Below are 15,882 nucleotides of genomic sequence, written 5' to 3'. Positions count from 1 at the left end.
TGCCATTAATTTAAAGAAGATGGCCAATTGGACATGGCGAGGTCCAAAAATGGCCTAACATGTGGGCTCGTAGAGCCCCAATCTCTTAACTTTAGGCGAAACTTTAAAGGGAATTTCAAAAGGGGTTCAGAATTTTTTAATTCCGACCCCCTTTTGTCTACAAACTGAGAAGGTGCCATACAAGGCACCTTCTTTTTGCGTTTAAAATTTATTGAACCTGCTCTGGACCTTATTTTGTTTTCGATCTCGATGTAGGACGAAGCCGGCGATAAAGGCTATTCCGCCTATCGTAATGAGCAGTCCTATTAAAAATTGCAGCCAAAGGAATGGATAGGGAGGCTGTAAAATACCGAATACCATGTCCCTCATTATTTTTATGCCATAGGCAGCAAAGGCACCGGGTATAAAAAGAATCAAAAAAGCGATTAAACGTTTCATGCAGTCAAATCCCTTCCGAAAATTCCATCTTTAAAAAATGATAAAGGATATAAATTATTTGTCAAGTAACGGGAATCTAGATAATGACTGGGAGTTGGCGGCTGTTTTTAATGGGGGCCGATATGGTAAAATGGTGTGGAGTATGAAAAAAATTGCAGGGAATGATCTATTTAAAGGGGTAATTATTTCTTAAGGGGGATGGCTGATGCAAAAGGTCATGATAGTAGGGGGAGGAGTGGGAGGGACGACCGTGTTGAAACTCCTATCGGAAAGTGAAGTATTCTCCATTGTTTGTATGGCTGATACGAATGAATCCGCTGAAGGGATCCTTGCTGCGAAGGAACGAAGGATTCCTACCGTGACTAATTGGAGCATGGGATTGAAGTGGGATTTGGACATCATATTTGATACGACCGGTGACCCGTCTGTCTATAAAAAGATAAAAAGGGACATGGGCGAACAAACGATTCTCATTCCTGGAAGTGTCGCCCTCATTATGACTAAGTTGTTTGAAGAGAAAAATCGTTTAATAAGTAAATTGGAGAATACCTCCGCAAAAATGGATTTGATCCTTAATACGACCAGTGAAGGGATGGTGGTGATTGACCATGAAGGATTCATCATCATGTTCAATGATAGTGCGGAACGTGCATCAGACACAAAGCGCGAGGATGTAATTGGGAGACAGATCAAAGATTTCATCCCATCAACAGGATTGCTGCGAGTGATGCAAACGAACCAAAAAGAAGTGAATCAGGAAATCACCCTTGGCAATGGGATGGAACTCATAACGACAAGGATACCTCTGGTGAATGCCGATAAGGAAATCATAGGGGCTTTTGCCGTGTTTAGGAATAAGATGGAAGCTGTGCAATTGGCGGAGCAGATCACTGATTTAAAAGAGATACAGACGATGCTCCAGGCAATCATTCAATCCAGTGATGAAGCCATATCTGTTGTGGATGATCAAGGAAGGGGGCTTTTGATCAATCCGGCATATACAAGAATCACTGGCTTAACAAAGACCCAAGTGATCGGTAAACCGGCTTCCATCGATATTTACGAAGGCGAAAGTATGCATATGAAAGTGCTTCAGACAAAAAAACCTGTTCGTGGTGTCAATATGCGTGTCGGCCCAAAACACAAGGAAGTGATCGTGAATGTTGCTCCAATCATCGTGGATGGGTGCCTGAAAGGAAGTGTTGGCGTCATTCATGATGTATCGGAAATTCAAGCCTTGACCCACGAACTTAATCGGGCAAGACAGATCATCCGAACATTGCAGGCCAAATATTCCTTTGATGATATAATTGGGGCTTCCGAAGAGATGAAGCTTCCCATTGAACAGGCGAAATTATCGGCTAGAACACCTGCTACTGTTTTATTAAGAGGGGAATCAGGGACGGGAAAAGAGTTATTTGCACATGCCATCCATAATGCGAGCGATAGGAAGTTCAATAAATTCGTTCGGGTAAATTGTGCGGCCATCTCGGAATCATTACTTGAAAGTGAACTATTCGGTTATGATGAAGGAGCCTTTACCGGGGCAAGCAGGGGCGGAAAGGTCGGTTTTTTTGAAGAGGCAAATCAAGGGAGTATCTTTTTGGACGAAATTGGTGAATTGCCAGCCAACATCCAAGCTAAATTACTGCGGGTTTTACAAGAAAAGGAAATTGTCAGGGTGGGGGGGACGAAGCCGATCCCCATCAATGTCCGGGTCATAGCCGCCACGAACATCAATCTTGAACAGGCGATCGCAAACGGATCATTCAGGGAAGACTTATATTTCAGGCTGAACCGCATGCCTATTTTCATTGCTCCATTAAGAAAGAGAAAAGAAGATTTGAGAGAATTGGCGGAGCATTTGATTAATAAAATCAATCAGGAGTATGGACGGAGCATAGAGGGAATTACAGCAGCAGCTATACATAAGATGCAAATCTATAACTGGCCGGGAAATGTGAGGGAACTGGAAAATATCTTAGGACGGGCAATCATTTTCATGAAATTGAACGAGACAATCATTGATATCCATCATATTCCGGATTTTATCGAAGAGCTTCCATTAAATCAAGAGAAATTATTAATGAAGCCTTCCGGCTACGTATCGGGGAAACCGCTCTCGGAGATAATAGACCAGTATGAAGCCGAAATCATTGAGCAAGCGTTCCATACCCACAAGGGAAATAAAACACTTACGGCAAAAGCGCTGGGGATTTCAGTTAGAAATCTATATTATAAAATGGAAAAACTAAAACTGTGAAAAATTTTGCATGCAATTATTTGCACACTATGAAAAAAAATGCATGGAATTTTCTGATTTATTTTAATTTAAGCGAGACTCCACTTCTGACATGAAATTTTTTTGAATTTGTTATAGGCTATAGTTGCCCGACATATTAACCAGCATGTCCTTTTTTTGGATAAAAAGATGTTGATTATGTATTTTATTGGCATGTTATTTGCATATTTAAAGGTGCATGGGTTTTTCAAGGGAACCATTCCCCATGGGGAAAATATCATGTGAGTAGCGGATTTTATTTAAAACGAACGTAGGAACAAGTAAGAATGAGGAGAAATTCATTAGTCTCATATCTGACATGTATTAAAACATCTAGGGAGGATTCCTTTATGGAAATTTTTAAATATCTTGAGAAGTATGATTACGAGCAACTGCTATTCTGTCAGGATAAACAATCGGGTTTGAAAGCGATTATTGCCATTCATGATACAACATTAGGGCCTGCGCTTGGAGGCACAAGGATGTGGACGTATGCATCTGAAGAAGATGCCATTGAAGATGCCTTAAGGCTTTCGAGAGGAATGACATATAAAAACGCCGCTGCCGGCTTGAATTTAGGCGGGGGGAAAACAGTCATCATCGGCGATCCGCGTAAGGATAAAAATGAAGAAATGTTCCGCGCATTCGGAAGGTATATCCAAGGGCTGAATGGCCGTTATATAACAGCTGAAGATGTAGGTACAACGGTTGAGGATATGGATCTCATTCATGAGGAGACGGATTTTGTCACGGGGATTTCCCCTGCATTCGGTTCTTCGGGTAACCCTTCCCCAGTAACGGCATATGGGGTATACCGCGGTATGAAGGCTGCTGCAAAAGAGGCATTCGGAACTGATTCCTTAGAAGGCAAGGTGGTTGCTGTCCAAGGCGTCGGGAATGTTTCTTATAACTTATGCCGTCATCTTCATGAAGAGGGCGCCAAGCTCATCGTTACGGATATCAATAAAGAAAGCGTGGCCCGTGCGGTTGAGTCCTTTGGGGCGACTGCAGTGAATCCAGATGAAATTTATGGAGTCGAATGTGATATCTATGCACCTTGTGCATTAGGGGCTGTCATAAATGATCAAACAATCAATCAAATCAGGGCGAAGGTCATTGCAGGTGCTGCGAATAATCAATTAAAGGAAACTGTTCATGGCGATCAAATTCATGAAAAAGGGATTATATATGCTCCTGATTATGTAATTAATGCAGGGGGAGTCATAAACGTGGCCGATGAGCTTTTAGGGTATAATCGGGAAAGAGCCCTTAAGAAAGTGGAAACGGTTTATGATACAATTGAAAGAGTCATCGAGATTGCAAAACGTGATCAAATCCCAACTTATAAAGCAGCGGATAGGATGGCAGAGGAGCGAATTGCTCGCATGAGGAATTCAAGGAGCCAATTCCTGCAAAATGAAAAACATATCCTGAATGGAAGAAAATGAATGTAATTTTACAAGATTAGATTCCTGTGTTTTTTTAAATAAACACAGGAATTTTCAACATGGATAACGTAATAAACATGGGGCAAGTAAAAATGGTGACAAATTGTATGTATTTGTGAGGAGGAGTGGTTTTGGCTGAAGAATTTGACCTCGTTATCCTCGGAGGAGGAACAGGCGGGTATGTGGCGGCAATAAGGGCTGCTCAATTAGGATTGAAAACGGCTGTCGTGGAGAAAGGCAAGCTCGGCGGAACGTGTTTACATAAAGGGTGTATCCCTTCGAAAGCACTTTTAAGGAGTGCGGAAGTTTATCAGACTGCAGTGAAAAGTGAGGAATTCGGTATTGTTACCGGGGATGTAAAGGTAGATTTCCTTAAAGTGCAGGAAAGAAAGACTAAAGTGGTCGATCAACTCTATAAAGGAGTTCAGCACTTGATGAAACAAGGAAAGATAACGGTTTATGAAGGGTTAGGGCGTATACTTGGTCCTTCTATATTTTCACCGATGCCTGGGACAATTTCCGTGGAAATGAATGATGGCAGTGAAAATGAAATGCTCATTCCCCAGAATGTCATCATTGCAACCGGTTCGCGTCCGAGGACACTGCCTGGTTTAGCGGTTGATGGGGAAATGGTGCTTACATCGGATGAAGCTCTAAAGCTTGAGAGCCTGCCAAAATCGATGATTATTGTAGGCGGTGGAGTTATCGGCATTGAATGGGCTTCGATGCTCAATGATTTTGGTGTGGAAGTGACAGTACTGGAATATGCAGATAGAATCATCCCGACAGAAGACCATAATATTTCCAGTGAAATGCTTCGTCTCCTAACGAAAAAAGGCGTCAAATTCGTTACAGGTGCCAAGGTATTGCCTGAAACCCTGAAAACGGGTGAGTCAGTATCCATTTCTGCTGAAGTCAAAGGTTCGGTAGAGGAATTCACAGCTGAAAAAATGCTGGTTTCCGTAGGAAGGTCAGCAAATGTTGAAGGGATCGGCCTTGAAAATACGGAGATTGTGAAAGAAAAAGGTTTTATTGAAACCAATGACTTCTTCCAAACGAAGGAATCACATATCTATGCGATCGGTGACTGTATCGGCGGTCTGCAATTGGCACACGTTGCCTCCCATGAAGGTATTACGGCCGTTGAACATATTGCAGGCAAAAAACCGGAACCGCTGGATTATTCGCTCATTTCTAAATGTGTGTATTCAAGCCCTGAGGCTGCAAGTGTCGGTTTGACGGAAGATCAGGCAAATAAGGAAGGCTATGACCTTAAAATAGGGAAATTCCCATTCCGTGCAGTCGGTAAGGCCCTTGTTTTTGGGGAAGCGGATGGTTTTGTCAAAATCATCGCCGATAAGAAAACGGATGATATACTGGGCGTTCATATGATCGGGCCACATGTTACGGATATGATTTCAGAAGCTGGACTTGCAAAAGTGCTTGATGCGACACCTTGGGAGATAGGCAAGACAATTCATCCGCACCCAAGTCTTTCCGAAGCAATCGGGGAGGCGGCCCTTGCTGTCGATGGACGTGCCATACATTCTTAAAGAATAAGGTCAGGAGGTTTTATGATGGTAGAAAAACGTCATGAACAATTAGGCTTAAATGAGGAAACGGTTTTAGATATGTACCGGACAATGCTTTTGTCCCGCAGAATTGATGAGCGCATGTGGCTTCTAAACCGATCCGGGAAAATTCCCTTCGTGATTTCCTGCCAGGGGCAAGAAGCTGCACAGGTTGGGGCAGCGTTTGCGCTTGATCGGCAAAAGGATTATGTACTGCCTTATTACCGGGATGTAGGTGTGGTGCTTACCTTCGGAATGACCGCAAAAGATTTGATGCTTTCAGGTTTCGCGAAAGAGGAAGATCCCAATTCCGGCGGGCGCCAAATGCCAGGTCATTTTGGTCAAAAGAAAAATAGGATCGTCACTGGTTCATCGCCTGTAACGACACAGGTCCCGCATGCAGTCGGAATTGCCCTTGCAGGGAAGATGGAAGGTAAGGATTTGGTGACTTTCGTAACGTTTGGGGAAGGTTCATCCAATCAGGGCGATTTTCATGAAGGGGCCAACTTTGCAGGTGTGCATAAGCTACCGGTCATTTTCATGTGTGAAAATAATAAATATGCGATTTCCGTTCCTATAGAGAAACAGCTATCGTGTGAAAATGTTTCCGACAGGGCTATTGGCTATGGGATGCCTGGAATAACGGTGGATGGCAATGATCCATTGGCCGTGTATGCTGCGGTGAAAGAAGCGGCTGACCGTGGACGAAGGGGAGAAGGCCCTACACTAGTGGAAACCGTCTCATACAGGCTCACACCACATTCAAGTGATGATGATGACCGAAGCTACCGGACGGCGGACGAAGTGGCCGAAGCCAAAACGAAGGATTCCATAATGACATTTGGAGCCTATTTAAAAGAAGTGGGAATCATGGATGATGACCTTGAGAAACAAATGAATGATGAAGTAATGAAGATAGTCAACGAAGCAACCGATTATGCTGAAAGTGCTCCATATCCAAAGGCTGAAAGTGCTATGAATCATGTGTATGCACAAAAGTAAGGGGGTAATAGAATGCCAGTGATTTCTTATATAGATGCCGTGACAATGGCAATGAGGGAAGAGATGGAACGAGATTCCCGTGTATTCGTATTGGGAGAGGATGTAGGAAAAAAAGGTGGGGTCTTTAAAGCCACTAATGGTTTATACGACCAATTCGGTGAAGACAGGGTCATCGATACCCCGCTCGCAGAATCTGCAATCGCAGGAGTTGGAATTGGAGCCGCCATGTATGGGCTTCGGCCGATAGCCGAGATGCAATTCGCTGATTTCATCATGCCAGCCATTAACCAAATCGTTTCAGAGGCAGCCAAAATCAGATACCGTTCCAATAATGACTGGAGCTGTCCTATGGTAATCCGTGCTCCATATGGAGGGGGAATTCATGGAGCTCTTTATCATTCGCAATCGGTTGAAGCGATCTTTGCCAATCAGCCGGGCTTGAAAATTGTGATGCCTTCCACTCCGTATGATGTAAAGGGTTTGCTTAAAGCTGCCATTCGCGATGAAGACCCAGTGCTTTTCTTTGAACATAAACGTGCATACCGCTTGATCAAGGGTGAGGTGCCTACTGAAGATTATGTACTTCCAATCGGTAAGGCGGATGTGAAAAGGGAAGGGGAAGACATTACAGTCATCTCCTATGGCCTTTGTGTGCATTTTGCCCTTCAGGCAGCAGAAAAATTAGCTGCAGATGGAATTTCTGCACATGTTCTTGACTTGCGTACCGTGTACCCTTTGGATAAGGATGCCATCATAGAAGCAGCTTCTAAAACGGGGAAAGTATTACTGGTTACGGAAGATAATAAAGAAGGAAGCATCATGAGTGAGGTCGCAGCCATAATTGCCGAGCATTGCCTTTTTGATTTGGATGCCCCTGTAAAACGATTGGCCGGCCCGGATGTACCTGCCATGCCTTATGCGCCAACGATGGAAAAACATTTCATGGTGAATCCCGATAAAGTGGAAAAAGCAATGAGGGAATTGGCCGAGTATTAATGACTGTTAAGAAGGAGGAACGAATTATGGCTATGGAATTAATGAAGATGCCCCAACTAGGCGAAAGTGTCACAGAGGGAACCATCAGTAAATGGCTTGTGAAGCCTGGAGATCATGTCACGAAATACGACCCGCTAGCTGAAGTGATGACGGATAAAGTAAATGCTGAGGTTCCTTCTTCCTTCACCGGCATCATCAAGGAATTGAAAGCGGATGAGAATCAAACATTGGCAGTCGGAGAAGTCATTTGCTCGATTGAAGTTGAAACGGGAAAGACGGATAATGAAAATGCTGGGCAAATTTCTCATAATGAGGAAAAAGTTGATGCACCTGTTATAAGAGATGTACAGCAAGCGGCAGAACCATCAAGGAAAGCTCGCTATTCACCAGCTGTGTTAAAACTTTCCCAGGAGCATGGAATCGATCTATCAAAAGTTAAAGGAACGGGGAATGAGGGACGGATCACCCGTAAAGATTTACTGAAACTTGTTGAATCAGGGAATCTTCCTAAGGCGGATGAGCCTTCCGCAATTTCCGATGCGGCTCCTGAAGAGATCGCCCCTCAAGTCAATCGTCAAACAAGTCCTGTAACAAACGTGCCGACTGCGGCTGGTGACAAGGAAATACCGGTCACCGGCATCCGTAAGGCAATTGCGTCCAATATGTTGAAAAGTAAGCACGAAATTCCGCATGCTTGGACGATGGTGGAAGTTGACGCCAGCAATATGGTGAAGTTGCGTGATAATCTAAAATCCGATTTTAAACAAAAAGAAGGCTATAATTTAACGTACTTTGCCTTTTTCGTAAAAGCGGTTGCTCAAGCCCTTACGGAATTTCCAGAACTGAATTCGATGTGGGCCGGCGAAAAAATCGTACAAAAGAAAGAAATCAATATATCGATAGCCGTTGCAACTGAAGATGCCCTATTTGTTCCGGTCATTAAAAATGCAGATGAAAAATCAATCAAAGGTATAGCAAGGGAAATACAGGAACTTGCATCCAAAGTGAAGTCAGGTAAGTTAAAAGCAGAGGATATGCAAGGTGGTACGTTCACTGTTAATAACACTGGCTCATTCGGTTCTGTCCAGTCAATGGGAATCATCAATTATCCACAGGCAGCCATTTTACAGGTTGAAACGATTGTAAAACGTCCAGTGGTCATTAATGACATGATTGCAGTACGAGATATGGTGAATCTCTGTTTATCACTTGATCATCGTGTTTTGGACGGACTGGTATGCGGACGATTCCTCGCGAGGGTTAAAGAAATCATCGAAAAGATTTCCAAAGACAACACTCCCATATACTAAAATGAAGAAAAGGAAGGCCGGAAGGTCCTTCCTTTTTTTTTGCACTTCGCTTTTCCGTAGAAAAACATCGACAAAAATTTTATTTTTGCTATTATTTTATTAAGGGCTGTTCTAATACAGGTCAGGGGCTGTACTTGATGTGAAGAGGCAAAATAGGCTAGTGATTTCCCTAATAACAGGTTTGCTAATTTCTATTGTCTTAAATTTCAAGAAAATTATGGTAGAATGTTAGTATAATCCAGATCAAATTGACGGGAGGGTGGTTTTCTTATCCAAAACTGACTGAGCGTTCGTTCTCCCAATGAAGGAACAGGGCGTATGAGGATAAGAAAGCGATTACAGATGGAACTGAAAGATGTAAAAAACATAACCTTTCCTAAGCCTTCTTTTGAAGAGTGGAAAGAAGCTGCGGAAGCAAGTTTAAAAGGGAAAAGTGTAGAAAAGCTTAAAACGAATACATATGAGGGCATCGCTTTATATCCACTCTATACAGAAAAGGCGGAATCAACGGAAAAAGTAGCTGAATTGCCAGGATTTTTCCCTTTCACTCGAGGAACGTCCCCAACGGGATATCATGACAAACCTTGGCTTGTCGTTCAACCTGTAAGCGGTATCACGGCTGAAGAAGCAAATGAAAAGATGAGGGCTGCATTCAAACGCGGTCAAAATGTCGTGGCATACCCTGCACGATTGCTTTCCGGGGGAGCAAGGGCTGAAACATTGTTTAAGGAAATCCCATTAAAAGAAATGCCGGTTTTCATTGACCTTAAGGGGAAACAAAAAGAATTATTCCCTCAATTCAAAGCTGTTGCCGAAGCACAAAATACCCAATTGACAGGCGTCATTGCTGAAGATCCAATTGCAGAATGGCTCATTTGCGGTCAGCTGCCAGAAGATACGGATAACCATTTTGCAGAATGGCTGAAGACGATCCAGGATTATCAGAAGGTAGGCAGTGATTTAAAAACAGTTTTGATTAATACGGCAGTCTACCATAATGGAGGAGCCAATGCCGTACAAGAAATAGCTTACGGATTATCGGCAGCCGTCCAATATCTATTGGAAGGGCAAAAGCAGGGGCTTTCTATTGCTGCGGTTTCCGAAAAAATAGTATTCTCGTTTGCAGTGGATTCAAATTACTTCATGTCCATCGCTAAACTGAGGGCTGCCAGAAGGCTTTGGGCAGGTCTTGCAGAAGCTTTCGATACAGCATCGGACCATTTTAAAATGACGATACATGCCGTAACTTCCGAGTTGACGGAAACGCTATATGATCAGCACGTCAATATTCTTCGGACCACGAACCAAGCTTTTTCAGCAGCTATTGGAGGCATTCAATATCTTCAAATCCATCCATTTACACACGCAACCGGTGAAACCGATGAGTTTTCAGAAAGAATTGCCCGTAATACTCACTTGATTTTAAAAGAAGAAACAAATATTACAACAGTTGTCGATCCTGCTGGCGGTTCATGGTATGTTGAGCAACTAACGGATGAATTGGCTGAAAAGGCTTGGGCAAAATTCCTTGAAATCGATGCAGCTGGAGGGATTCTGGAGCTAATTAAACAAGGTACCCTTCAGAAAGAAATAGCTGAAGTTTACCAAGAAAGAGTTCAAAATGCGGCTTTCAGAAAAGAAAGTATCATCGGAACGAATGTATATCCGAATCCCGCTGATAAGATTAAAAACACCACAAAGGATAAACATGTGTCGTATATGAAAGTTGCGAAGCCGGTTGGCATTACCCCACTTGAATTGGAACGGGTATCCAGTCAGTTTGAACAGATAAGACTGCGCAGTGAAAAGTTTAAAGGAATAAGCGGAACGGCTCCAACTATCGGTTTAATTAATTTGATAAATCTCAAATCCTATAAACCTCGTGCAGATTTCGTTCAAAGTCTTGCGGCAGCAGGTGGTATTGAAACAATCGGCAGTAAGGGATGTCAAACCGTTGAGGAAGCAATCGATTATGTAGCTGCGACCAAGCTCCCAATCTATTGTCTTTGCGGCAGTGATGGTGACTATTCGGAATTAGCGCCAGTCATCATCAAAGAAATTAAAAAGCAATTCCCTGAAATCACTATTTATAGTGCCGGCAAGCAGCAAGAAGAATTGGAGATTACACTAAGAGAAGCCGGGGTCAAAGATTTTATCCATGTTAAAATGAATGCAATATCCATTTTACTTGAATTATTGCAGAAGCTAGGGGTGAACTGAAATGAAAAAACCGAATTTTTCTGCTATAAATCCTGCTAAGTCCGAGATGAAAGGTACAGTGGAAGCATGGAAAAAGGAAGTCGAAAAGGCCGTTGGGAAAAACATTGAGGATCTTCTGTTTGAAACCAATGAACAAATAAAAATCAAACCGCTTTATGTTGAGGAAGATATTCGCGGCCTGGAGCATATGGAAAGTGTGCCAGGCATCGCTCCTTTTACAAGGGGTCCCTATCCTTCGATGTATGTCAATCGTCCTTGGACGGTACGGCAGTATGCAGGTTTTTCGACTGCTGAGGAATCCAATGCGTTTTACAGACGTAATCTGGCGATGGGGCAAAAAGGGCTCTCAGTTGCTTTTGATTTAGCTACACACCGCGGTTATGACTCCGATCATCCGCGCGTTGTCGGTGATGTGGGGAAGGCGGGAGTTGCCATTGATTCCATTCTTGACATGAAGATCCTGTTCGACGGCATTCCGCTTGATCAGATGTCCGTGTCAATGACAATGAACGGTGCAGTATTACCGATCCTTGCGTTTTATATCGTGACAGCTGAAGAACAAGGCGTAACACAGGATAAGCTTTCAGGTACGATTCAAAATGACATCTTAAAGGAATACATGGTTAGGAATACGTATATCTACCCGCCTGAAATGTCCATGAAAATCATAGCTGATATCTTTGAGTATACTTCCAAATATATGCCCAAGTTCAATTCCATTTCCATCTCCGGTTATCATCTGCAAGAAGCGGGGGCGCCGGCTGATATCGAACTTGCCTATACGTTGGCGGATGGGCTTGAGTATGCACGTACCGGAATGAAAGCAGGCATTGATATCGATAAATTTGCACCACGCCTGTCATTCTTCTGGGCTGTAGGAATGAACTATTTCATGGAAGTGGCGAAAATGCGGGCGGCTCGTTTCATTTGGTCAAAACTGATGAAACAATTCGAACCGAAAAATAATAAAGCGATGGCATTGAGGACTCATTCCCAAACCTCCGGCTGGAGCCTTTCCGAGCAGGATCCGTTTAACAATGTCGCAAGGACCCTTATTGAAGCGCATGCGGCTGCACTTGGACATACGCAGTCGCTCCATACGAACGCATTGGATGAGGCCATTGCCCTGCCAACGGATTTCTCGGCACGTATTGCACGTAATACACAGCTCTATCTGCAGGAGGAAACCGGAATCACAAAAGTAATCGATCCATGGGCGGGTTCTTACTATGTAGAATCGCTCACTAATGAATTGATCGAACGGGCTTGGGCTCACATAGAGGAAATCGAAGGTCTAGGAGGAATGGCGAAGGCAATTGAAACCGGCCTTCCAAAAATGAGGATCGAGGAAGCCGCTGCAAAGCGACAGGCTAAAATCGATTCTCAAGATGAAACAATCGTAGGCGTCAATAAGTATCGGTTGAAAAAAGAAGATCCGATTGAAATACTGGAGATTGACAATACAGCAGTTCGCGAAAGTCAGCTTAAGCGATTGAGCGAATTGAAGGCGAAACGTGATCAGGCAAAGGTGGATGAAGCTCTTAAAGCGCTTTCAATGGCGGCCAGAACTGGAGAGGGTAACCTTCTTGAACTGGCTGTGCAAGCAGCAAGAGTACGGGCTTCATTAGGTGAAATCTCCGATGCGATCGAAGAGGTGGCTGGACGTCACAAAGCAACGATCCGTTCTATCAGCGGCGTATACAGCTCGGCATACTCAAAAGAAGCGGAAATTGAGGAAGTCGTCCGCATGACGGAAGAATTCCTTGAAAATGAAGGAAGAAGACCGCGTTTGTTAATGGCTAAAATGGGCCAGGACGGTCATGATCGCGGAGCTAAAGTAGTCGGAACGGGGTTTGCGGATTTAGGCTATGATGTCGATATCGGTCCATTATTCCAAACACCGAAAGAAACCGCCATCCAGGCCGTGGAAAATGATGTGCATGTAGTCGGAATGAGTTCCCTAGCTGCCGGCCATAAAACATTGTTGCCGCAGCTTATGATGGAACTGAAGAACTTGGGACGAGAGGACATCATAGTGATCGTAGGCGGCGTCATCCCTGCACAGGATTATGATTATCTTATGGAAAATGGCGCTACAGCCATTTTTGGACCCGGGACGGTCATTCCGCAGGCAGCAAAGAAAGTGCTTCAGGAAATATACAATCGCCTCGGATATGAGGAAGTGGCCCAATAATGAGTGAAGACAAGAAGCCGGAATGGGTCGATCTTAACAATAAGGAAGGTTTTGCTTCTTCATTAAAGCCAGGTGTGGAATTAGCAGCCAGCCAAAACAAACCTTCAAAAAGCAAATTCGTCAAAAAACATAATGTAAACATACCGGTCCATGAGCTTAAAGAGGGAATCATAAAAGGGGACAGGGCCAAGCTAGCCAAAGGGATTACATTGGTTGAAAGCAATGCATCCCACCATTTGGATCATGCACAGGAATTATTGCATAGCATCCTTCCTCATACAGGGAACTCAATGCGCATCGGGATTTCCGGAGTGCCCGGTGCCGGGAAAAGTACCTTCATCGAGACGTTCGGAACCTACTTATGTGACAGGGGCCATAAGGTTGCCGTTCTAGCCGTCGATCCAAGCTCTTCGGTCAATGGCGGAAGTATACTGGGCGATAAGACAAGAATGGAGGAACTGGCTAGAAACCCCCATGCCTTCATAAGACCCTCACCATCCGAAGGAACTCTTGGCGGGGTTCACCGCAAAACGAGGGAAACGATGTTGCTTTGTGAAGCGGCAGGTTTTGATGTGATACTGATAGAAACTGTCGGGGTCGGTCAGAGTGAAGCTATAGTTCGAAGTATGGTCGACTTCTTCATGCTCCTTGTCCTAACGGGTGCCGGAGATGAATTGCAAGGGATGAAAAAAGGGATTCTGGAACTTGTGGACGGAATTGTTGTCAATAAGGCCGACGGCGAGAACCTCCCCCTGGCGATTAGGACGAAATCCGAATATAGCAGAATCTTGCACTTCCTTCAGCCAGCCACAAAGGGTTGGGCAGGAAAGGCATATACTTGTTCCGCCATAACCGGTAAAGGAATTCCTGAGCTTTGGGATGTATTGAATGAATTTTCCCAAATGACCAAGGAATCGGGTGTTTTTCAAGAACGGAGAAGAATGCAATCTAGGGAATGGCTTTATTCATTGATCGATCACCAGCTTAAAACGATGTTTTATAAAAATGAAACCGTCAAGAGTCTTCTCCCTATGCTCGAAAATCAAGTGATGTCAGGGAATAAAACGGTCACTGCTGCTGTTAAGCAGGCCTTTCAATCTTTTGCAGAAACATTTAAGTCTAATGAAAAATAAATGGGATGGGGCAGGTATGGATCTAATCCCACACCTGCCCCATCCTTTTGTAAGTCTTGTTGTTACACACATGATTCCCGCTCCCCTTTCGTTTTAAACATGTTCGGAACGGATTATGCGGTTTTAACAGGTAAATTTATTGAATCACGAAGAGGCAATTGTTATGATAGGATTGAAGAAAAAACTTGGAAGGAGCAAATGCCATGAATATGGATTTTAATTTTTTAATGAACGACGTAGTCAAACAGGCTCGCGATGAGATTAAGACTGCTGGATATACAGAACTGACCACTCCCGAAGAAGTAGAGGAAGTATTTGCACAAAAAGGAACGACACTTGTTATGGTAAACTCCGTTTGTGGCTGCGCTGGGGGAATAGCTAGACCTGCAGCTGCTCATGCAATCCATAATGATAAACGCCCAGATCAGCTTGTAACCGTTTTTGCTGGGCAAGATAAAGAGGCGACGGAAAAAGCCCGTGACTATTTCGAAGGATATCCGCCGTCATCCCCATCATTTGCATTGCTGAAGGATGGAAAAATCATCACCATGATAGAACGCCATGAAATTGAAGGGCACCACCCGATGTCTGTAGTAGAAAAATTACAAGACTACTTCGATCAATATTGCGAAGAAGTTTAATCCATATCGATAAACTAAAAACCCGCCCAATCGGCGGGTTTTAGTTTGTCGACAAAAAGAGATTCGGAATGGTCCCATCCTGAACAGGATCTTCAAACAAGGCTAGATCACCATAGGTGGTTATTACTTTAAATCATAATTGGAATGCCGCGATTACGACAGCCCTCCCGGATAATTGGCTTTTATGCCCCTTTAGGTGCTTGCTTTAATGAGGCATTGGCAGACAGTCGGCGGAAAGGGAGCAGGATCTCTGAAAAACTGGAATGTAATTTTAAGAAAAAAAACTGAGGCTGGACATCCCGAACCAAATTAAAGAACACGTGATCCTTCATGTTTTTTTATAGTAATCCTAACTGGATGGAAGAAATGAGCGACACTCCTGCCGAGTAACTGGCTAGCCGAGACCCCACAGGCGCTTGCGCTGAGGAGGCTTGGCAGACAGTCGGCGGAAAGGGAGCGGATTTCTGGAATCAACTGGAATCTAATTTTAAGAAAAAAAACTGAGGCTGGACATCCCGAACCAAATTAAAGAACAGGTGATCCTTCATGTTTTTTTATAGTAATCCTTAAAGGATGGAAGAAATGAGCGACACTCCTGCCGAGTAACTGGCTAGCCGAGACCCCACAGGCGCTTGCGCTGAGGAGGCT

Annotated in this window: 11 protein-coding genes; 10 read left to right on the top strand and 1 reads right to left on the bottom strand. The window is 43.8% G+C overall.

What is annotated here, in order from left to right; translation table 11 throughout:
• Positions 1-201 precede the first annotated feature (201 nt).
• Positions 202-438, bottom strand: a complete 237-nt coding sequence (locus AC3WLU_RS25400) for a DUF2627 domain-containing protein (RefSeq protein ID WP_034308264.1) — start codon at positions 436-438, stop codon at positions 202-204.
• A 205-nt stretch (positions 439-643) separates the two neighbouring features.
• Between AC3WLU_RS25400 and AC3WLU_RS25395 the strand changes: the two genes are divergently transcribed.
• From AC3WLU_RS25395 to AC3WLU_RS25350, 10 genes are all read left to right on the top strand, one after another.
• The gene (locus tag AC3WLU_RS25395; protein WP_492598134.1) at positions 644-2,701 is read left to right on the top strand and encodes a sigma-54 interaction domain-containing protein; all 2,058 of its coding nucleotides are present in this window, start codon (positions 644-646) and stop codon (positions 2,699-2,701) included.
• 368 nt (positions 2,702-3,069) lie between these two features.
• Positions 3,070-4,167, top strand: coding sequence for a branched-chain amino acid dehydrogenase (bcd, locus tag AC3WLU_RS25390; RefSeq protein ID WP_048679307.1), 1,098 nt, complete (start codon positions 3,070-3,072; stop codon positions 4,165-4,167).
• 131 nt (positions 4,168-4,298) lie between these two features.
• Positions 4,299-5,720: a dihydrolipoyl dehydrogenase gene (lpdA, locus tag AC3WLU_RS25385; RefSeq protein ID WP_492598133.1), complete on the top strand. Its 1,422-nt coding sequence runs from the start codon at positions 4,299-4,301 to the stop codon at positions 5,718-5,720.
• A gap of 24 nt (positions 5,721-5,744) precedes the next feature.
• Complete coding sequence (locus AC3WLU_RS25380; protein WP_057278785.1) at positions 5,745-6,740, top strand: thiamine pyrophosphate-dependent dehydrogenase E1 component subunit alpha; 996 nt, start codon at positions 5,745-5,747, stop codon at positions 6,738-6,740.
• A 12-nt stretch (positions 6,741-6,752) separates the two neighbouring features.
• Entirely contained in the window at positions 6,753-7,736 is a 984-nt protein-coding gene (locus AC3WLU_RS25375; protein WP_053535667.1) for an alpha-ketoacid dehydrogenase subunit beta, read from the top strand.
• 26 nt (positions 7,737-7,762) lie between these two features.
• On the top strand, positions 7,763-9,046 hold the full coding sequence (locus tag AC3WLU_RS25370; RefSeq protein WP_063575700.1) for a dihydrolipoamide acetyltransferase family protein: 1,284 nt from the start codon (positions 7,763-7,765) through the stop codon (positions 9,044-9,046).
• A 318-nt stretch (positions 9,047-9,364) separates the two neighbouring features.
• Positions 9,365-11,266 carry a methylmalonyl-CoA mutase family protein gene (locus AC3WLU_RS25365; RefSeq protein ID WP_492598132.1) on the top strand — a complete coding sequence of 634 codons (1,902 nt, stop codon included), beginning with the start codon at positions 9,365-9,367 and terminating at the stop codon, positions 11,264-11,266.
• Position 11,267: 1 nt separating this feature from the next.
• Positions 11,268-13,460 carry a methylmalonyl-CoA mutase gene (scpA, locus tag AC3WLU_RS25360; RefSeq protein ID WP_492598131.1) on the top strand — a complete coding sequence of 731 codons (2,193 nt, stop codon included), beginning with the start codon at positions 11,268-11,270 and terminating at the stop codon, positions 13,458-13,460.
• On the top strand, positions 13,460-14,593 hold the full coding sequence (gene meaB, locus AC3WLU_RS25355; protein ID WP_098186593.1) for a methylmalonyl Co-A mutase-associated GTPase MeaB: 1,134 nt from the start codon (positions 13,460-13,462) through the stop codon (positions 14,591-14,593). Before scpA ends, meaB begins: the two co-directional genes overlap by 1 nt.
• A 203-nt stretch (positions 14,594-14,796) precedes the next feature.
• Entirely contained in the window at positions 14,797-15,234 is a 438-nt protein-coding gene (locus AC3WLU_RS25350; protein ID WP_034308239.1) for a BrxA/BrxB family bacilliredoxin, read from the top strand.
• Positions 15,235-15,882: the final 648 nt, after the last annotated feature.

The organism is Peribacillus sp. FW305-BF15 (assembly GCF_058783805.1).
The sequence above is the reverse complement of the archived record's forward strand: the minus strand, read 5'-3'. Positions and strand labels throughout refer to the sequence as shown.